General features: G+C 66.1%; 13 protein-coding genes and 1 pseudogene. 5 read left to right on the forward strand and 9 right to left on the reverse strand.

Annotated elements, in window-relative coordinates:
• Positions 1-16 precede the first annotated feature (16 nt).
• From CAF78_RS04015 to CAF78_RS28535, 6 genes are all read right to left on the reverse strand, one after another.
• Positions 17-301 (reverse strand): DUF2934 domain-containing protein, encoded by a 285-nt coding sequence (locus tag CAF78_RS04015; RefSeq protein ID WP_085674485.1) that lies wholly within the window; start codon positions 299-301, stop codon positions 17-19.
• Between the two features lie 14 nt (positions 302-315).
• Entirely contained in the window at positions 316-3,090 is a 2,775-nt protein-coding gene (locus CAF78_RS04020) for a malto-oligosyltrehalose synthase (protein WP_085674482.1), read from the reverse strand.
• Positions 3,087-5,156, reverse strand: coding sequence for a 4-alpha-glucanotransferase (gene malQ / locus CAF78_RS04025; RefSeq protein WP_085674479.1), 2,070 nt, complete (start codon positions 5,154-5,156; stop codon positions 3,087-3,089). Before malQ ends, CAF78_RS04020 begins: the two co-directional genes overlap by 4 nt.
• The gene (gene treZ / locus CAF78_RS04030; RefSeq protein ID WP_085674476.1) at positions 5,153-6,895 is read right to left on the reverse strand and encodes a malto-oligosyltrehalose trehalohydrolase; all 1,743 of its coding nucleotides are present in this window, start codon (positions 6,893-6,895) and stop codon (positions 5,153-5,155) included. The genes malQ and treZ overlap by 4 nt, the downstream gene beginning before the upstream one ends.
• A gap of 13 nt (positions 6,896-6,908) precedes the next feature.
• Positions 6,909-8,468, reverse strand: coding sequence for a glycogen synthase GlgA (gene glgA / locus CAF78_RS04035; protein ID WP_085674474.1), 1,560 nt, complete (start codon positions 8,466-8,468; stop codon positions 6,909-6,911).
• Between the two features lie 522 nt (positions 8,469-8,990).
• Positions 8,991-9,158, reverse strand: a complete 168-nt coding sequence (locus CAF78_RS28535; RefSeq protein WP_256573839.1) for a DUF6026 family protein — start codon at positions 9,156-9,158, stop codon at positions 8,991-8,993.
• A gap of 204 nt (positions 9,159-9,362) precedes the next feature.
• On the opposite strand from CAF78_RS28535, the gene gnd reads away from it, so the two are divergent.
• The 5 genes and pseudogenes from gnd (at position 9,363) to CAF78_RS04060 (ending at position 14,653) form a co-directional block, all read left to right on the forward strand.
• Complete coding sequence (gnd, locus tag CAF78_RS04040) at positions 9,363-10,343, forward strand: phosphogluconate dehydrogenase (NAD(+)-dependent, decarboxylating) (RefSeq protein WP_085674471.1); 981 nt, start codon at positions 9,363-9,365, stop codon at positions 10,341-10,343.
• Positions 10,343-11,848, forward strand: a complete 1,506-nt coding sequence (gene zwf, locus CAF78_RS04045; protein ID WP_085674468.1) for a glucose-6-phosphate dehydrogenase — start codon at positions 10,343-10,345, stop codon at positions 11,846-11,848. Before gnd ends, zwf begins: the two co-directional genes overlap by 1 nt.
• A 129-nt stretch (positions 11,849-11,977) precedes the next feature.
• Positions 11,978-13,789 carry a glycoside hydrolase family 15 protein gene (locus CAF78_RS04050; RefSeq protein ID WP_371856879.1) on the forward strand — a complete coding sequence of 604 codons (1,812 nt, stop codon included), beginning with the start codon at positions 11,978-11,980 and terminating at the stop codon, positions 13,787-13,789.
• A 64-nt stretch (positions 13,790-13,853) separates the two neighbouring features.
• A pseudogene (locus tag CAF78_RS04055) lies at positions 13,854-14,027 on the forward strand (VOC family protein); the annotation flags it as partial.
• Between the two features lie 5 nt (positions 14,028-14,032).
• Positions 14,033-14,653: a TetR/AcrR family transcriptional regulator gene (locus CAF78_RS04060; protein WP_085674463.1), complete on the forward strand. Its 621-nt coding sequence runs from the start codon at positions 14,033-14,035 to the stop codon at positions 14,651-14,653.
• Between the two features lie 130 nt (positions 14,654-14,783).
• On the opposite strand, the gene preA is transcribed toward CAF78_RS04060, so the two are convergent.
• From preA to hydA, 3 genes are all read right to left on the reverse strand, one after another.
• Positions 14,784-16,058 carry an NAD-dependent dihydropyrimidine dehydrogenase subunit PreA gene (gene preA, locus CAF78_RS04070; RefSeq protein ID WP_085674458.1) on the reverse strand — a complete coding sequence of 425 codons (1,275 nt, stop codon included), beginning with the start codon at positions 16,056-16,058 and terminating at the stop codon, positions 14,784-14,786.
• Positions 16,059-17,426: an NAD(P)-dependent oxidoreductase gene (locus tag CAF78_RS04075; protein WP_085674456.1), complete on the reverse strand. Its 1,368-nt coding sequence runs from the start codon at positions 17,424-17,426 to the stop codon at positions 16,059-16,061.
• A gap of 93 nt (positions 17,427-17,519) precedes the next feature.
• On the reverse strand, positions 17,520-18,959 hold the full coding sequence (hydA, locus tag CAF78_RS04080; RefSeq protein ID WP_085674453.1) for a dihydropyrimidinase: 1,440 nt from the start codon (positions 18,957-18,959) through the stop codon (positions 17,520-17,522).
• Between the last annotated feature and the right edge of the window lie 386 nt (positions 18,960-19,345).

The raw sequence follows: 19,345 nt of genomic DNA on the forward strand, positions 1-19,345 counted from the left end.
AGGGGCCGGTGAAGGCTTACCCAGCAGTCGGCTTTTTTGCTGCCCGAGGTTTCTTGGCAGCAGCCGGTTTGCCCGCAGGCAGGGCCGCGACCTTAGGCTCTGCAGGTGCCTTAGGCTCAGCCGCTGCCTTGGGCTTGGCCGGTGCCCGCTTGCGCGGTTCGGCCTTGGGCGCCAGCGCCTCGGCTTCGGCGAGCTTGCGCGCCATGTCCCAATGCCGCTCCTCTTGCCCCTCTGGCTTACCTTCCGACTCCCAGATTTGGTAGGCGAACTCGCGTACTCGTTTTTCTTCGACACTCATCACGACGCTCCTGAATGCTATGCATGTTCAATCAACAGGTTGACCGGAAAATCCGCCAAGGCAGCGCTTAACATCAGCTCCTTTGTAGGGCTGACAGCGGCGCTGGAGAAAAGTCCAGTCCAAGTGGCAGGCGACAAGGCAAACGGCAGAATCACCCGGGTGTCTTCCCAGTTCTGTGCCGGGATCAACGGTGTAGCGGCGGCTCCGAGCAGGCCGCTGGCCAGGCGCGGGGCGACGACGATGGCGCGTTCGCCGTCACCCAGGCGGGCGAAGGCGATGACCTGGTCGGCATGCCGGCCCTGCACCTGCAGCGGCAGGTAGGCCCCCTGGCCGAACAGCTCGGCGTGGGCCTGGCGGCAGTCCAGCACGCGGGCGATCAGGGCCTGCTTGACGCGGCCATCGCGCCAGTGCGCCAGCAGCTCGGCGGGCGCGGTGGCATCGTCCAGGGTACGACGCCGGCAAGCGTAGTCCACCGGGCGGCGGTTGTCCGGGTCGACCAGGCTGAAATCCCAGTACTCGTTGCCCTGGTACAGGTCGGGTACGCCGGGCACGGTCATGCGCAACAGGCTCTGGACGAGGCTGTTGAGGGCGCCGGGGCAGGCGATCAGCTGCGCGGCATCGGCCAGCGACTGGCGCAGCTGCTGGTTTTCCCGGTCCAGCAGCAAGCCGTCGACATAGGCCGCGCAGGCTGCTTCATAGGCCTCGTTCGGCGCGCTCCAGCTGCTGCGCAGCTTGGCCTCACGCAGGGCCTTCTGCTGCCATTGGCGGATGCGTTCGGCGTACTGGCGCAGCGCGTTGTCGTCGTGCAGATCGAGGGTGAGCGGCCAGCTGCCCAGCAGCGTCTGCAACAGCAGCAGCTCATCCCCAGGGCTGGGCGCCACGCCATCCTCCAACGGTTCACGCAGCGGTGCGGCCAGCTCGCGCCAGTGCTCCACGCGGCTGGCGAACCAGGGCCCGCGCTCACTCAACACGGCCAGGCGTGCGCGGCTGTCTTCGCCACGCTTGTGGTCGTGGGTGGCGGTGGCCAGCAGGTTGCCCGGGAAGTCGCGCAGGCGGCGCTGGGCCTCGTTGTGGAAATGTTCGGGGGCGGCGCTGAACCGCTCGGCCTCGAAGCCGACGTCGTTGCGCGACAGCAGCCGCGCCGAGCGGTAGAACGCGGTGTCCTCCACGGCCTTGGCGGCGCTGGGTGCGGTCAGTTGCTGGAAGCGCACGCAGGCATGGCGCAGGTGCTTGCGTGGTCGCCCCGGGGGCATCTGACGCCAGGGCTGGCCACCGAGCCAGTGCGCGAGCTGGTCGAGCAATGGCCAGTCCGCTTCGCCCAGGTCCTGGCGGGCATGGGCCAGGGCCTGCTGAAAGAACCGCTCATCTTCGGCCGGGCGCCCGCAGGCGTTGAAGTAGGTGCGATACACCGGGTAATGCGCGACCAGTGCCTGCAACGCGCGGCGGATCGCGCCCAGGGTCAGGTCGCGGGTCATCAGGTCGTCGCGGGCGACCTGCAACAGCGCCTGGGCCACCGACTCGCAGTCGCCGGCCAGGCTGGCGTTGAGCACCAGGTGGCGCGCCAGGCGCACTTCCTCGGGGAACTCGGGGCGTTCGCTGACCGTCGCCCACAGCTCGGTCAGCGGCGTTTCGCCGGCCGGGTCGTGCTGCAGCAGCGAGACCTGGTTCATGAACTCGTAGCCGGTGGTGCCGTCGGTGAGCCAGTCGCGGTGCAGGTGTTCGCCGGCACCGAGGATCTTTTCCACATAGATCGGGAAATGCTCCAGCGCGGCCTGCAACGGGCGCCTGGCGAGCAGGCTGTCGACCCGGCGACGCAGCTTGCGGCAGTAGCCGCGCGGGTCGGCCAGGCCGTCGATATGGTCGATGCGCAGGCCGTCCACCAGGCCACGCTCGATCAGTTCGAACAGCTTGGCGTGGGTCGCCTCGAACACCACGGCACGCTCCACCCGCAGGCCGCCGAGTTCATTGATGTCGAAGAAGCGCCGCCAGTTGATGTCATCGGCCGCCGTGCGCCAGCTGGCCAGGCGGTAGGTCTGGCGTTCGAGCAGCAGGTGCAGGCGCTTGAAGCCTTCTTCGCTGCGGCTGTCGAAGGCGATCAGGGCCGACTCCAGGTCTGCGCCTTCACGCACCAGGCGCGCCAGCTCGGCGTGCAGGGGCAGGGCGGCAGCCAGTGGCTCAGAGGCGTCGCGCAAGGCAGTGAAATGCTCCGCCAGGGCCTTCAGCGCGGGCTCGGGGCTCTGCGCGAGGATCCAGCCGTAGTCCAGCGGGCAGATCGGGAAGCGGTGCTGGTAATGGGCGATCTGCAGCACGCCCGACTGCTTGTCGAATTGCAGCGGTATCTCGCCGTTCTTCAGCGCCGCGCCATAGTCGCTGCCCAGGAACGGCAACAGCAATTGCCCGGCCAGCAGCGGGTCGCTGGAGTGCCACTGGATATCGAAGAACTCCGCGTAAGGGCTGCGCCGGCCCCAGGCCAGCAGGCTCTGCCACCAGGGGTTGTCAGCGCCGCCCACGGCCATGTGGTTGGACACGGTGTCGAGGATCAGCCCCATGCCATGCTGACGCAGCGCGGCCACCAGCCGCTGCAGCGCCGCCTCGCCGCCGAGCTCGGGGTTGACGCAGGTCGGGTCGACCACATCGTAACCATGGCGCGAGCCGGCGCGGGCCTTGAGGATCGGTGAGGCATACAGGTGGCTGATGCCCAGCTGGGCGAAATACGGCACCAGCGGCACGGCGTCATCGAGACTGAAGTCGCTGTGAAATTGCAGGCGCAGGGTCGCAGTCAACGGCTTCATCGGTCACGCTCCCAGGCTTGTTCGCGGGCCTGGGCCAAAAGCTCCAGGCGCCGCGCGGCGTCTTCGTCGTCGAGCAGTTCGCGCACCGGCGCGGCGAAGCGCCGGCGCCAGTTGGGGTGGCTGCTGGTGGTGCCGGGCAGGTTGGGCTGTTCGTCGCTGCCGAGCAGGTCTTCCAGCGGGATCAGCACCAGCGGGGCGCGGGTGTGGCCGACATAGCGGATGGCGGCATCGATCAGTGCGTCGTTGTCCGCTTGTGGGCCGTAGTTGGCTTCCAGGGTGCGGCGCAGGCCTTCGCGCTCCTTCTGCCGGTCGTGGCGCCAGTGCAGTTCGGTGGCGGCGTCGATCAGTTGCAGGCGCTGGCTCCAGTCGATGTCGCGGCTCTGCAGCCAGCCGGCCAGCGGCGCCAGGTCGTGGGTGCCGGTGGTGGCCAGGGCGTCGTCCGGCCAGTCGAGGATCGGCTTGAAATGGCCGGGCTGGGTCTGCTCGAACGGCAGCACGCGCATGCCCAGCACGGCCTTGGCTGCCAACTGTTCGCGCAGGCCTTCGGGCACGGTGCCGAGGTCTTCGCCGAGGATGATCGCCTGGTGGCGCACCGACTCCAGGGCCAGCAGGCGCAGCAGGTCTTGCAGCGGGTAGTTGAGGTAGGCGCCTTGGTCGGGCTTGCAGCCACGGGGGATCAGCCACAGCCGGCGCAGGCCCATCACATGGTCGATGCGCAGGCCGCCGGCATGGGCCAGGTTGGCCCGCAGCATTTCGATGAAGGCACGGTAGCCGTTGCGCTTGAGGCCCTCGGGGGAGAAGGCGCAGATACCCCAGTCCTGGCCCGAGCGGTTGAGGATGTCGGGCGGTGCGCCGACCTTGAGGTTGGCCAGCAGCTCGTCCTGCCGGCTCCAGGCCTGGCTGCCGGCGCCGTCGGCGCCCACCGCCAGGTCGGCGATCAGGCCGACCGCCATGCCGTTGCTGCGCGCGGCATGCTGGGCACGTTGCAGGCTGCGTTCGGTCAGCCACTGGCAGAACGCGTGGAACTCGACCTTGGCCGGGTAGGCGTTGGCGAAGGCTTCGACTTCCGGGTGGTACGGGTCGTGCCAGGTGCTGGGCCAATTGCGCCAGTCGGCGCCCAGGCCATGTTCGACGGCCTGGGCCTGCAGCACTTCGAAGCGGCAGTGATGTTCGAGGGCCTGGCCGCGGGCCTCGCGGAAACTGTCGAAGTCCTTGCGCAGCGGGTGGTCGGCCTGGCTGAAGTCCTGGTACAGCGCTTCGAGCAGGCGCAGGCGAGCGTCGGCGGCGCGGGGCCAGTCCACCAGCGGGCGCTGCTCCAGGTCTTCGAGCGTCTGCTCCAGGCCACACGCCTCGACCGCCATGCGCACGGCGCGCTCGCCCAGCAGCGCGGCGGGGCTGGCATAGAGGGTGTTGAGCAGCAGGCGGCTGGACGGTGAGTAAGGGCTGTAGTGTTGCTGGTCGATGGCCGAGAGGGCGTGAATCGGGCTGATCGCCAAGGCATCGGCGCCGCGTTCGGCAGCGCTGCGTGCCAGTTGCTCCAGTGCCAGGCAGTCGCCATAACCGCCATCACCGGGGCGGCGCAGGCTGTAAAGCTGCACGGCCAGGCCCCAGCAGCGCGGCGGTGGCTCGGCGACGGCGTCGGCCAGGCTGTGGCAGCGCGGTGGTGCCACGGCGAGGGTGAAGCTGCGGTCGTTGATCTGCAGCAGGTGATAGCCGACTGGCAGGCCGCCGGGCAGGTTGCCTTGGGCATCGAGGGTCAGGTATTGCAGGCGGTTGCTTTCCAGGGTGCAGCGCACGGCGCTGCCAGGCGGGAAGTAGCGCTGCAGGGGCAGCGGTTGGTCAAGGTCGGCGGTGAGCAGCGGGGGCAGGTGGTCGGCGTCTTCGGCCGCTTCCACGGCGTGCAGGCTGGCCTGGATGGCAGCTTCGTCGCTGGCGGGGTGGCCCAGGCCGTCGAGGACCTTGCGCAGCACCTCGTCGCTGACCTGCTGTGGCCGATTGTTGGCGTCGATCCAGTCGCGGGCCAGCCCGACACGGGCGGCCAGTCGATGCAAGGCGGTTTCGCTCATGGGCTCTCCTGGTCGGGTGGAAGCAGGCTGACCACACAGCTGTGGGCGGATAGCGCGGTGTCGGGGTGAGTGGTGTCGCTGCTGTCGAACAGGCGCCGTTCGACGGCGGGCAGTTCGACCGCCTGGGGCGTGGCGGCCAGGTTCAGGTCGATGCGCAGGGTGCTGCCGTCACCCAGGCGCCAGCGTGCGGTCAGGGCCTGATCGCCCAGCACCTCGGCGCCCAGTGCGCGGCTGCCGGGCAGGTGCGGGATGATGTGGCGCTGGCGCAGGTCGAGCAGCTGCTGATAAAGGCCGTGCCAGCCGGCGATGACCTCTTTGTTCTGCGGCCGCGATGCCGCGAAGGTCTGCTCGGCATTGGGGTCGGGAATGTGTTCGCGTTGCTCGGGGTCGGCGAACGCCTTGAAGTGGGCGAACTCGCCCCGGCGGCCTTCGCGCACGGCATCGGCCAGTTCGTCGTGGAAGTCGGTGAAGAACAGGAACGGCCGGCAGCTGCCATCGTCATCGCCCATGAACAGCAGCGGGATCATCGGTGCCAGCAGCAACAGGCCGGTGGCCGCGCGCAAGGCCGCTGGCGGGCACAGGCGGGTCAGGCGCTCGCCCAGGGCGCGGTTGCCGATCTGGTCATGGTTCTGCAGGAACAACACGAACGAACTGGGTGCGAGGTGCCCGCTGGGTTCACCGCGTGGCGTGCCGTGGCGGTTGGCCTGGCCCTGGAACACGAACCCTTCGGACAGGCAGCGGGCCAGCTTGTCGATGGGTTTTTCCTGGTAGTCGGCGTAGTAGCCTTCGGTTTCCCCGGTCAGCAGCACGTGCAAGGCATTGTGGCCATCGTCGTTCCACTGGGCATCGAAGCCCTGTTCGAGCAGCGAGGCCTGGTTGTGCTCGTTTTCCAGCACCAGCCATACATGCCGGCCCGGCTCGACGGCGGCGCGCACCCGCTGCGCCAGCTCGACCAGGAAGTCGGGCTGGTCGATGGCGTGCACCGCATCCAGGCGCAGGCCGTCACAGCGGTAGTCGCACAGCCACATCAGGGCGTTCTGGATGAAGTACTCGCGCACCTCTGGGCGGCGAAAATCGATGGCCGCGCCCCAGGGGGTCTGGCGGTCTTCGCGGAAGAACGGGCTGGCGTACTGGTGCAGGTAGTTGCCGTCGGGGCCGAAGTGGTTGTAGACCACATCGACCATCACCATCAGCCCCTGGCCATGGGCATGGTCCACCAGCGCGCACAGCTGTTCGGGGCTGCCGTAGCTGTGTTGCGGCGCATAGGGCAGCACGCCGTCGTAACCCCAGTTGCGTTCACCGGGGAACTGGCCCAGCGGCATCAGCTCAATGACACTGATGCCCAGCTTGGCCAGCTTCGGCAGCTGCCGGGCGACGCCCGTGTAGCCTTCGAGCACGCCGACGTGCAGCTCCTGAATCACCGCTTCGTGCCAGGGCCGGCCTTGCCAGGGGTGCTGCCAGTCGAAGTTACCGACATCCACCACCTGGCTCGGCCCGTGCACGCCTTCGGGCTGGTAGCGCGATGCCGGGTCGGCCACTTGCAGTGTGCCGTCGATGCGGTAGTGATAGCGGTCGCCGGCCTGGCACGGGGCAACCCCCGTGTACCAGCCGTCTTCCTCGGGCAGCAGCTCGATCGCGGGCTGCTGCTCCAGTTCCAAGCTCACGCTGCGCGCATCGGGCGCCCAAAGGGCGAAGCGCGCCGACGTGGCGTCCAACAGGTGTGCGCCATGCCTGTGCATCTTCAGACCCCGCTCAGTAGTGGCTCAGGTGCGCTTGCTTGACCAGGTCCTCGTAGAGGCGCGCATAGGGTTCCACTGCCTGGCACCAGTTGAACGGCTGGGTCATCGACAGGCAGCGCATGGCGTTGAGCAGGTCCTTCTTGCCGTAGGTATAGAAGGCGCGGCTCAGCGCTTCGCGGTAACTGTCCACAGTCGATTCATCGAACAGGAACCCGGTGACGCCGTTCTCGATGGTGTCGGCCAGGCCGCCGGTGTTGCGTGCCACCGGCAGCGAGCCGAAGCGCTGCGCGTACATCTGGCTCAGGCCGCAAGGCTCGTAGCGCGACGGCATCAACAGGAAGTCGCTGCCGGCGAACATGCGCCGGGCGTCGGTTTCGTTGAAGCCGATGCGCACGCCGATGCGGCCCGGGTGACGCAGGGCCAGCTCGCGCATGGCCTGCTCCTCTTCCGGCTCACCGCGGCCAATGATCGCGATCTGCCCGCCTTGCTCGACGATGTAGTCGGCAACGCCCAGGGTCAGGTCCAGGCCTTTCTGGTAGACCAGCCGCGAGACCACGGCGAACAGCGGCCCCTCGGACGCTTCCAGGCCAAACAGCTGGCGCACGGCGTCGGCATTGCGCGCCTTGCCGTCCCAGTCGTTGATGCTGAAGTTGTGTTCAAGGTGCTTGTCGGTAGCCGAGTCCCAGCTCTCGTCGATGCCGTTGGGGATGCCACCGAGCAGGCCCTGCTGGGCCTTGCTGGCGAGGAAGCCATCCAGGCCGCAGCCGAATTCAGGGGTGGTGATTTCCTGGGCGTAGGTGGCGCTGACCGTAGTGATGTGGCTGGAGTAGGCCAGGCCGGCCTTGAGGAACGACAGCTTGCCGTAGAACTCCATGCCTTCCTGTTGCATGGCATGGTCGGGGATCGCCAGCTCCGGGCTGCAACCGCGGCTGTAGACGCCCTGATACGCCAGGTTGTGGATGGTGAACAGGGTCGGTGTGTTCAGCCCGCGCCAATGCATGTAGGCAGGCGCCAGGCCAGCGGGCCAGTCGTGGGCGTGCACCACTTCGGGCTTCCAGTGGATCATGCCTTCGCCCGCGGCGATCTCGGCCGCGGCCAGGCCCAGCCGGGCGAAACGAATGTGGTTGTCCGGCCAGTCGCGACCGTTGTTGGCACCATAGGGAGTGCCGTCGCGCTGGTACAGCTCCGGGCAGATCAGTACATAGATGACCAGGCCGTCGGCCAGGTCCATGCGGCCGATCTTGCACGGTGGCAGGGCGGCATGGCCACCGAGCTCGCCGACGATATGAATGGGGTTGTCGCTTTCCATCACCTGGCGGTAGCCGGGGATCAGCACCCGCACATCGTGCAAGTGCGCCAGGGCGCGGGGCAGTGCCGCAGACACGTCGCCCAGGCCGCCGGTCTTGACCAGGTCGGCGATTTCCGAGGTGACGAACAGGATCTTGCGCTTGTTCGGGTTGTGCTGGCGCTGGGCGCCGGGTGCCGTGCCTGTCTTGGCGAAATCCGGGGTGAGCGGCTCGCGGTTGTCCGGGTTGAATGAATCTACGTGAGGCTCGACAGCGGCACTGATCATACTTCTCTCCGTCCCTATGTGTTGGCCGGGTGCTGGCACCCGTTGCGGTATCTCGTGCTGGTTCTCTCTGGTTCTGTAGTTGCGTAAAGCTATCCATGCCCCGAAGTCGTGCGCACAGGCACAACGCGATCGGCATTCCGGCCGAAGGCGATTGGACTGGTTGGGGTAGGCGGGCCGTGCGAAGGAAGTCCTTTTGCGTTTGGCCTACTTAGTTGCTGACCCGCCACCATTTCCAAAAGTTCGACTTTTTTACGTCGCTCTTCCTCTGAGCAAATGGCGGGCCGAAACCTGAGTGTAGGAGAGCCGGCGATAAAAAGGTGACCCACTGGTCACTTTCGTTATGACCCGAGATAGACGCAAACGTTGGCGTATGTGACCGGATGTGAACGGGGGTGTTCGAGGGTGGGGCAAGGCGAATGCATGGGTGCGCCATCAGGTGGCTGGCCAGCGTGTTGCGCACCGTTATGGGGCAGTATTTCAGCAGTGTGGGAGCGCGAGGCTCCCACCCGGGGAGGGGATGAATCAGAGGCTGACGGCTTTACCGTCGCTACGGGCTTGTTCCAGCATCAGGTGCAACTGAGCGACCTGCTGGCGCAGCTGGTCACGTTCGTCCTTCAACTTGCGCAGCTCATCACGGCGTACGGAGACATAGAGGGTCTGGGTTGGAGTAGCAGGCATCAAGGTACCCATGAGCACACCTCGCGGTTTTGGCTGGTGACAGTTAAAGCGTAGACGCTTCACGCGGCGCGCATTCTGAATTCTTTTGCCGCCCATGGGAACTTTTTTGTTTAACGTTGTCTGGCCGTTCGTCGCTGAACCCTCGGGCTCGGTGCTGGACTAATCTGAAAAGTTGAACTGTGTTTGTCATCCATTTCGAAAGGGGAGCATCGGCTCATGCAATTGGGAATCGTCGGGCTGGGCCGCATGGGCGGCAATATCGCAAGGCGGCTGATGCGCGCCGGCCACCGCACGGTGGTCCATGATCGCAACCGTGACGCCGTCGTCGGGCTGGAAGGCGAGGGCGCCCAAGGTGCCCATGACCTCGGCGCGCTGGTGCAAAAGCTCAAGGCACCGCGCGCGGTGTGGGTGATGCTGCCGGCCGGCGAGCCTACCGAGCAGACCATCGCCCAGCTGGCCGCGCTGCTGGAGCCGGGTGATGCGATCATCGACGGCGGCAATACCTTCTACAAGGACGACATGCGCCGCGCCGGCGAACTGGCCAAGCGCGGCTTGCATTACCTGGATGTCGGCACCTCCGGGGGCGTCTGGGGCCTGGACCGTGGCTATTGCATGATGATCGGCGGCGAGAAGGACGTGTTCGAGCGCCTCGAGCCCTTGTTCAAGGCCCTGGCGCCGGGCGTCGGTGACATTCAGCGCACCCACGGCCGCAGCGGTGAGCATCAGCGCGCCGAGTACGGCTATATCCACGCTGGCCCACCCGGCGCCGGGCACTATGTGAAGATGGTGCACAACGGCATCGAGTACGGCCTGATGCAGGCCTATGCCGAAGGCTTCGACCTGCTGCGCAGCAAGGGCGGCAACGAGCTGCCGGAAGACCAGCGCTTCGACCTGAACGTGGCCGAGATCGCCGAAGTCTGGCGCCGTGGCAGCGTGGTCACCTCCTGGCTGCTCGACCTCACCGCCGATGCGTTGGTGGCCGACCCGCAGCTGGCGCAGTTCAGTGGTTCGGTGTCCGACAGTGGTGAAGGCCGCTGGACCATCGACGCGGCCGTCGAACAGGCGGTGCCGGTGCCGGTGCTGTCCAGCGCGCTGTTCGCCCGCTTCCGCTCGCGCCAGCAGCAGGGCACCTATGGCGACAAGATCCTCTCGGCCATGCGCCTGGGCTTCGGTGGCCACGTCGAGAAAAAAGACTGATGACCAAACAGACCATTCCTGCTGCTCCGCCCTGCACGCTGTTCCTGTTTGGCGCCAACGGTGACCTGGTCAAGCGCCTGTTGATGCCGGCGCTTTACAACCTCAGCCGTGACGGTTTGCTGGACCGCAACCTGCGTATCGTCGGCGTCGACCACAATGCGGCCACGGCCGATGAATTCGCCGAGCGCCTGCATGCCTTCATGCAGGAACGCGACAAGGGTGGCGAGGGCGCTGCCAGATGCCTGGACGAAAAACTGTGGGCGCGCCTGGCCAAGCGCCTGGATTATCAGACCGGCGACTTCCTCGACCCCGCGACCTATGCGGCGTTGGCCAAGCGCATCGAGAAAACCAGCCACGGCAACGCCATCTTCTACCTGGCCACGTCGCCGCGCTTCTTCCCCGAGGTGGCTCAGCGCCTGGGCGAGGCCGGCCTCCTTGACGAGTCTGCCGGCGGCTTCCGGCGTGTGGTGGTGGAAAAACCCTTCGGCACCGACCTGGCCAGTGCCGAGGCGCTCAACGCCTGCCTGCTGAAGGTGATGGGCGAGCGGCAGATCTACCGCATCGACCATTACCTGGGCAAGGAAACGGTGCAGAACATTCTGGTCAGCCGCTTCTCCAATGGCCTGTTCGAGTCGTTCTGGAACAACCATTACATCGACCATGTGCAGATCACCGCCGCCGAGACGGTCGGCGTGGAGACCCGTGGTGCGTTCTACGACAACACCGGCGCGCTGCGCGACATGGTCCCCAACCACCTGTTCCAGCTGCTGGCGATGGTCGCCATGGAACCCCCGGCGGCGTTCGGCGCCGATGCCGTGCGTGGCGAGAAGGCCAAGGTGATCGGGGCCATTCGCCCCTGGTCGGCGAAGATGGCCCTGAAACACTCGGTGCGTGGCCAGTACGTGGCGGGCAAGCAGGGCCGCAAGCGGCTGCCGGGCTATCGCCAGGAAAACAATGTCGCCCCCGACAGCCAGACCGAGACCTACGTGGCGCTCAAGGTGATGATCGACAACTGGCGCTGGGCCGGGGTGCCGTTCTACCTGCGCACCGGCAAGCGCATGAGCGTGCGCGACACCGAGATCGCCATCTGTTTCAAGCCGGCGCCCTACGCGCAGTTTCGCGAGTCGGAGCTGGAGCGGCCCAAGCCCAACTACCTGAAGATCCAGATCCAGCCCAACGAAGGCATGTGGTTCGACCTGCAGGCCAAGCGGCCTGGGCCGGAGCTGGTGATGGAGAACGTCGAGCTGGGCTTTGCCTACAAGGACTTCTTCAAGATGACCCCGGCCACCGGCTATGAAACGCTGATCTACGACTGCCTGACCGGCGACCAGACCTTGTTCCAGCGGGCCGACAACATCGAGAACGGCTGGCGCGCGGTGCAGCCGTTTCTCGATGCCTGGGCCGAAGGGGGCGAGGTGCATCAGTACCCGGCGGGCGAGGATGGCCCCGAAGCGGGCAATGAATTGCTGACGCGTGACAAGCGCGAGTGGCACAAGCTGGGATGAAAGATCTTTGTTGTCTGTGCGGGCCTCTTCGCGGGCACGCCCGCTCCCACAGGGATCTCACCGCTCTCAAGAGCAGTGCTCAACCTGTGGGAGCGGGCGAGCCCGCGAAAGGGCCCTGACAGGCAATCTTTGAAAGGAGGTGCAATGCCCGCCCACATCGAAGATTACGCTCTGCTCGGCAACTGCCGCAGCGCCGCCCTGGTCAGCCGCGACGGTTCGATCGACTGGTTGTGCCTGCCGCGTTTCGACGCACCGGCCGTGTTCGCCGCGCTGCTGGGCAACGAAGAAAACGGCCGCTGGCGCCTGGCGCCCAGCGACCCGGTCGAGCACACCCACCGCCAGTACCTGGGTGACACCCTGGTGCTGGAAACCACCTGGGTCACTGCCAGCGGCCGCGCCCGAGTGCTCGACTTCATGCCGCTGGACGAGGTCAACTCGATGGTGCGCATCGTCGAGGGGCTGTCCGGCGAAGCCAACTTCGAGATGGACCTGGTGCTGCGCTTCGACTACGGCCGCAGCGTGCCCTGGGTAGAGAAAATCGACCCGCTGACCCTCAGTGCGGTCGCCGGCCCCGATCGCCTGATCCTGTGCAGCAGCGTGGCGCCCCACGGTCTCGACCACCACACCGTCGCCCGTTTTCGCGTGTGTGCCGGCGAGCGCCAGGTGTTCAGCCTCCGTCACCAGCCCTCGCACCTGCCGGTGCAACCCGACTGTGACATCGACCAGGCGCTGCACCACACCCTCACGCACTGGCAGGCGTTCGCCGACCGTTGTCCCGAGGTCGGCCCCTACACCGGCCTGGTGCGCCGCTCGCTGCTCACCCTCAAGGCCATGACCTATGCACCTACCGGCGGCATCGTCGCGGCGGTGACCACTTCGCTGCCCGAGCGCATCGGCCACGAGCGCAACTGGGACTACCGCTTCTGCTGGCTGCGCGACGCCACCATGACCTTGCTGGCGTTCATGAACCTCGGCTACTTCGATGAGGCCCAGGCCTGGCGTGAGTGGCTGCTGCGTTCGGTGGCCGGCAACCCTGAACAGATGCAGATCATGTACGGCCTGGCCGGCGAGCGTGACCTGCAGGAATACACCTTGCCGTGGCTGGCCGGCTACGAGCACTCGCAGCCGGTGCGGGTTGGCAATGCAGCGTCGCAACAGGTGCAGCTGGACATCTACGGCGAACTGGCCGACGCCATGACCCAGGCGATCAAGGGCGGCCTGCCGCGCCATCCCCGCAGTGCGGCGATCTCCCGGCTGATCCTGCCCTATGTCGAGCACATCTGGCGCGAGCCTGACGAAGGCATCTGGGAAGTGCGCGGTGGCCGTCAGCACTTCGTCCACTCCAAGGTCATGGCCTGGGTCGCCTTCGACCGCGCAGCCGGGCTGGCCGACACCACCGAGGAGGGCCGCGAGCAGGGCCGCCACTATCGGCAGGTGGCTGACGAGATTCATCGGGAAGTCTGCGCACACGGGCTCGATGGCAGCGGCCAGCACTTCGTCCAGGCCTATGGCTCGGCCGAGATGGACGCCAGCCTGTTGCAGATCGCCCTAACCGGCTTCCTGCCGGCTGAGGATCCGCGCTTTCAACGTACCCTGGCGCAGATCGAGCAGCGCCTGCTGAAGAACGGCCTGCTGCTGCGCTACGACAGCGACAGCTGCAGCGACGGGCTGACGCCGGGGGAGGGCACGTTCCTGGTCTGTTCGTTCTGGCTGGCCGATGTGTATGTACTGCTGGGGCGCGAGGCCGAGGCGCAGGCGCTGTACGAAAAGCTTGCCGGCTTGTGCAATGACGTCGGCCTGCTGGCCGAGCAGTACGACCCGGCCGGCAAGCGCATGCTTGGCAACTTCCCCCAGGCGTTCAGCCATATTGGCATCATCAACACGGCGCTGAACCTGCACCGGGCTCAGTGCCCGGTGCGGGACCGGGCAAGATGTGGCTGAGCGTCCAAGCGGCGACAGGGCCGTCGGAGTAGACTAAGCCAACCCCATTCGGCAAGGAGCACCCATGAGCGTTCGTGGCCACGATCGGCAGATCGACAACATCGAGTTCAATGTCAGCGATATCGCACGGAGCAAGGCTTTTTACGGCAGCGTGTTCGGCTGGCGCCTCACCGACTACGGGCCGACCTACACCGAGTTCAGGGATGGTCGTTTGACCGGCGCGGTGTGGACGGCCCAAGCCTGATGGCCAACCACAAGATCGAAATCCGCCGTCGCAATATCGAGAAGATCCTCGTGGCCGCGGAAAAGGTGTTCGCCGAAAAAGGCTATGGCGCGACTTCCATGGGCGACATCGCCGAGCAGGCCGAGCTGCCGCGCTCCAACCTGCATTACTACTTCAGCACCAAGGACGAGCTGTTCCGCGCGGTGCTGCAGGACCTGCTGGATGTGTGGAAGCAGGACGCGCTGTGCTTCGAGAACTTCGATGACCCGCGGGTGGTGCTGACCAGCTACATCCGCGCCAAGATGGGCCATTCACGTTCACGGCCGCTGGGTTCGAAGATCTGGGCCGAAGAGATGCTGCATGGGGCGCCGGTGCTGGGGGTGAACCTCGCTGAGAGCCTGGTGCCCTGGGCGAAACTCAAGGAAGACAAGATCCGCCGTTGGGTGGCAGAGGGGCGCATCCTGCCGGTGGAGCCTTCGGCGCTGCTCTACATGATCTGGGCGTCGACACAGCACTATGCCGACTTTGGCTATCAGGTGGCGTTGCTGAACGAGGGTGAGCCGTTGTCCGACAGGGCGTTCGAGAGTGCGGTGCAGACGGTGACCTGTGTGATCCTGCGCGGGATCGGGCTGGAACCATGAACAACGGGGGCCGCTGCGCGGCCCTTCGCGGGCAAGCCCGCTCCCACAGGTGCCGCGCAAGCCTTGAATGTTGCGAGATACCTGTGGGAGCGGGCTTGCCCGCGAAGGGCTGCGCAGCAGCCCCAATGCTTCAACTGGCCTCGCGATAGGGGTTGCGCGGATCCTGGGTCCAGTTCAGGTAAGGCTTGCCGGTATCCTGCGCCACCATCTCGATGCAGTTCTCCACCGGGCAGGTGATCTGGCACAGGTTGCAGCCCACGCATTCGTCCTCGATCACGCTGTAGGCATGCGTCCCGTCTGCCTTCAGCGTGCTGGCAATCGCCTGGTGCGAAGTATCCTCACAGGCAATATGGCAGCGGCCACAGCCAATGCACGCATCCTGGTCGATATGCGCCACCGACTTGTAGTTGATGTCCAGGTACTTCCAGTCGGTGGTATGTCCCACCGCCTGCCCGCGGAACGCTTCGAGGTTGCGGTGGCCGTGCTGGTCCATCCAGCGTGCCAGGCCGTCCTTCATGTCCTCGACGATGCGAAAGCCATGCAGCATCGCCGCCGTGCACACTTGCACCGCACCGCTGCCCAGGGCGATGAACTCGGCGGCATCGCGCCAGCTGCCGATCCCGCCGATGCCACAGATCGGCAGCCCGCGGGTTTCCGGGTCGCGGGCGATCTCGGCGACCATGTTCAACGCGATCGGCTTGACCGCCGAGCCGCAGTAACCGCCGTGGGTGCTCTGATCACCAACGATGGGGTGGGCGACCATGCGGTCCAGGTCGACGCTGGTGATCGAGTTGATGGTGTTGATCAGCGACACCGCATCGGCACCGCCGCGATGGGCCGCACGGGCCGACTGGCGAATGTCGGTGATGTTCGGCGTGAGCTTGACGATCACCGGCAGCGAGCAGTGCATCTTGCACCAGCGGGTGACCATCTCCACGTACTCCGGCACCTGGCCGACCGCCGCGCCCATGCCGCGCTCCGGCATGCCGTGCGGGCAGCCGAAATTCAGCTCGATGCCATCGGCGCCGGTGGCTTCCACCAGCGGCAGGATGAACTTCCACGATTCTTCCACGCACGGCACCATCAGCGACACGACCAAGGCACGGTCGGGCCAGTCCTTTTTCACCTGGGTGATTTCCCGCAGGTTGATCTCCAGCGAACGGTCGGTGATCAGCTCGATGTTGTTGATGCCCTGCACCTGGCGGTTGGGGCCGTAGTGCGCGGAATAACGTGACGACACGTTGACCGCCGCCGGGTCCTCGCCCAGGGTCTTCCAGACCACGCCGCCCCAGCCGGCCTCGAAAGCGCGGACCACGTTGTAGGCCTTGTCGGTGGGGGGCGCAGAGGCCAGCCAGAAGGGGTTGGGTGCCTTGATACCGGCGAATTCGATGGACAGGTCGGCCATTTACGCTGCCTCCACGTTGAGCATGAGTTGGGCATGGATGGCTTCGGCGGCCAGCTTGCCGTGTTGCACGGCCTGGACGGTGAGGTCCTGGCCCTGCGCGGTGCAGTCGCCGCCGGCATAGACACCCGCCAGGCTGGTGCGCATGTTTTCGTCGACGCGGATTCGCTCGCCGTCGCGCGCCAGTTGTGCGGCGACCGGGTCGCCAAGGCTGGCATCGTCGAAGCGTTGGCCGATGGCCTTGAAGATGGCATCGGCGGCCAGCTCGTAAGTCTCACCGGTGTCACGCAGGCGGCCGTCAGCCAGTTCGGTGCGCATGAAGCGCATGCCGCGTACACGGCCGTCGTCATCGAGCAGCACGGCGTCGGGGCGGGCCCAGGTGTGCAGGCGCACCTGGTTGGCCTTGGCGATGTCCTGCTCATGGCCGGTGGCGCCCATGTCGGCATGGCCACGGCGGTAGACCAGGTTGACGTCGCGGGCGCCCAGGCGGCTCATTTGCACGGCCATGTCGATGGCGGTGTTGCCGGCGCCGATCACCAGGCAGCGGTCGGCCAGCGGCAGTTGCGCCAGGTCGTCGGCCTGGCGCAGTTCGCGGATGTACGCGGTGGCAGCGAGCAGGCCGGGGGCTTCTTCGTCGCCCAGGCCGAGCTGGCGCACGGCGTTCAGGCCCAGGCCGAGGAACACCGCGTCGAACTGGTCGCGCAGCTCGCCCAGGCCAAGGTTGGCACCCAGGCGCTGGCCGTGACGGATCTCGATGCCACCGATGCCAAGCAGGAATTCCACTTCGCGCTGGGCATAGTCGTCCACCAGCTTGTAGCGGGCGATGCCGTACTCGTTGAGGCCACCGGCCTTGTCGCAGGCTTCGAACACCACCACGTCATGGCCGTGCATGGCCAGGCGATGGGCGCACGACAGCCCGGCGGGGCCGGCTCCGACCACGGCAATGCGCTTGCCCGTAGCGGGCGAGCGCTTGAACGGGTGCTCACTGAACTGGGCATTGTCCACGGCGTAGCGCTGCAACTGGCCGATCAGCACCGGGGCGCATTCCTGGGCGTTGTTACGCACGCAGGCCTGCTGGCAGAGAATCTCGGTGGGGCACACGCGGGCGCAGCTGCCGCCGAGGATGTTGGCCGACAGGATGCGTTCGGCGGCGCCTTGCAGGTTCTCGTCGCTGATGCGGTGGATGAACGACGGGATGTCGATCTCGCTCGGGCAGGCGTTCACGCAGGGGGCGTCGTAGCAATACAGGCAGCGGGCGCTCTCGACGGCGGCCTGGCGGGCGGTGAGCGGCGGGGCCAGGTCGGTGAAACGCTCGGCCAATGGGTCGCTGCCGGCGCGTGGGCGCGGCAAATGGTTCAGGGCATCGATCACGGTTGTAGCCTCTCTTTTCTTTTTGGTCGTGGCAGTCAACGGCAATACGGCGCCGCCCGGCCTCTGAGGGCCGGTACGGCAATGCGGGTCAGGTCAGCGCTGAACGGGTGTCGGGCGCTGTTGCTCGGCGCGTCGGCCCAGTACCTCGTATACCGAGGGGTAGGCCGGGCGCTCCACGTAACGACCGGCGCCAGGCTCGGCGCGCAGGTCGCCATCGGCCCAGAGCACCTTGCCCTGGCTGATGGTGTGGCTGGGGATGCCGCGTACGGTGCGGCCTTCGAAGATGTTGAAGTCGACCCGCTGGTGGTGGGTCTGGGCCGAGATGGTGCGCGTGCCCTGCGGGTCCCAAAGCACCAGGTCGGCGTCGGCACCGACGCGGATGGCGCCCTTGCGCGGGAACAGGTTGAAGATCTTCGCGGTGTTGGTCGAGGTCAGCGCGACGAACTCGTGCATCGACAGGCGCCCACTGTTGACCCCGGCGTCCCACAGCACCGCCATGCGGTCCTCGATGCCGGCGGTGCCGTTGGGGATGCGGCTGAAGTCGTTGCGGCCCATGGCTTTCTGCTCGGCGCAGAAGCAGCAATGGTCGGTGGCGGTGGTGTGCAGGTTGCCCGATTGCAGGCCGCGCCACAGCGCCTCCTGGTGCTCGCGCGGGCGGAACGGAGGGCTCATCACATAACCAGCGGCGGTCGCCCAGTCCGGGTGGCGATAGACACTGTCGTCGATCAGCAGGTGGCCCGGCAGCACTTCGCCGTACACCGGCTGGCCCTTGGCCCGGGCGTAGGTGATTTCGTCCAGCGCTTCACGGCTGGAGATATGCACCACGTACAACGGCGTGCCGATGGTCTCGGCAATGCGGATGGCACGGCTGGCGGCTTCGCCTTCGACTTGCGAAGGCCGCGACAGCGGGTGCGCCTCTGGCCCGGTCAGGCCCTGGGCCAGCAGCTTCTGTTGCAGGTGGTAGACCAACTCGCCGTTCTCGGCATGCACGGTGGGCACCGCACCCAGCTGCAGGCAGCGCTCGAAGCTGGCCACCAGGGTGTCGTCGGCCGCCATGATGGCGTTTTTGTAGGCCATGAAGTGCTTGAAGCTGTTGACCCCATGTTGGCTGACCAGCTCGCCCATTTCTTCGGCAACCTGTTCGCTCCACCAGGTGATGGCAACATGGAAGCCGTAGTCGGACGCGCTCTTCTGTGCCCAGCCGCGCCAGGTGTGGAAGGCCTCCAGCAGCGACTGCTGCGGGTTGGGGATGACGAAATCGATGATCGAGGTGGTGCCACCGGCCAGCCCTGCGGCGGTGCCGCTGAAGAAGTCCTCGCTGGCGACCGTACCCATGAAGGGCAACTGCATGTGGGTGTGTGGGTCGATGCCGCCGGGCATCAGGTACTGGCCGCTGCCGTCGAGGATCTCGCAGTCGGTAGGGGCTTCGAGGTCTTTGCCGATGGCGCGGATCTGGCCATCGACACACAGGACATCGGCGGGATAGCTCTCTTCATGGGTAACCACGGTGGCGCCACGGATCAACAGGGACATGCCGTCTTCCTCGCAGGCTGACCGGTCTGTGCCGGTTCTTGAAATTGTTATGTGCCAGTGGCTGGAGGATACGGGTTAATCCTGTCAGGCCTGACAAGATTGGAATCTAGATGCAGTTTTGGAATTGTTCAAGAAAATAATTTATATGCATATATCGTTAATAACTATTTGATAAATAACGATTAATTGTAGAGATCACCAAAATGGTGAGGCCTTTCACCATTTTGACGCACTTGACAAGAAGCCAAATTGGTCAAGATTTTCCATGCAAAATCAGCTGCTTGATTCCTGGCTTCGAGGCGCAGGCCGCGCCGATGAAAAACCAGGCTGCACCAGTTTGAAACCTGTTGCAGGGGCCAGGGCCGGCCCAAGGTGGCGCAAGCGGC

The organism is Pseudomonas sp. R28(2017), assembly GCF_002112505.1.
Classification (GTDB): Bacteria; Pseudomonadota; Gammaproteobacteria; order Pseudomonadales; family Pseudomonadaceae; genus Aquipseudomonas.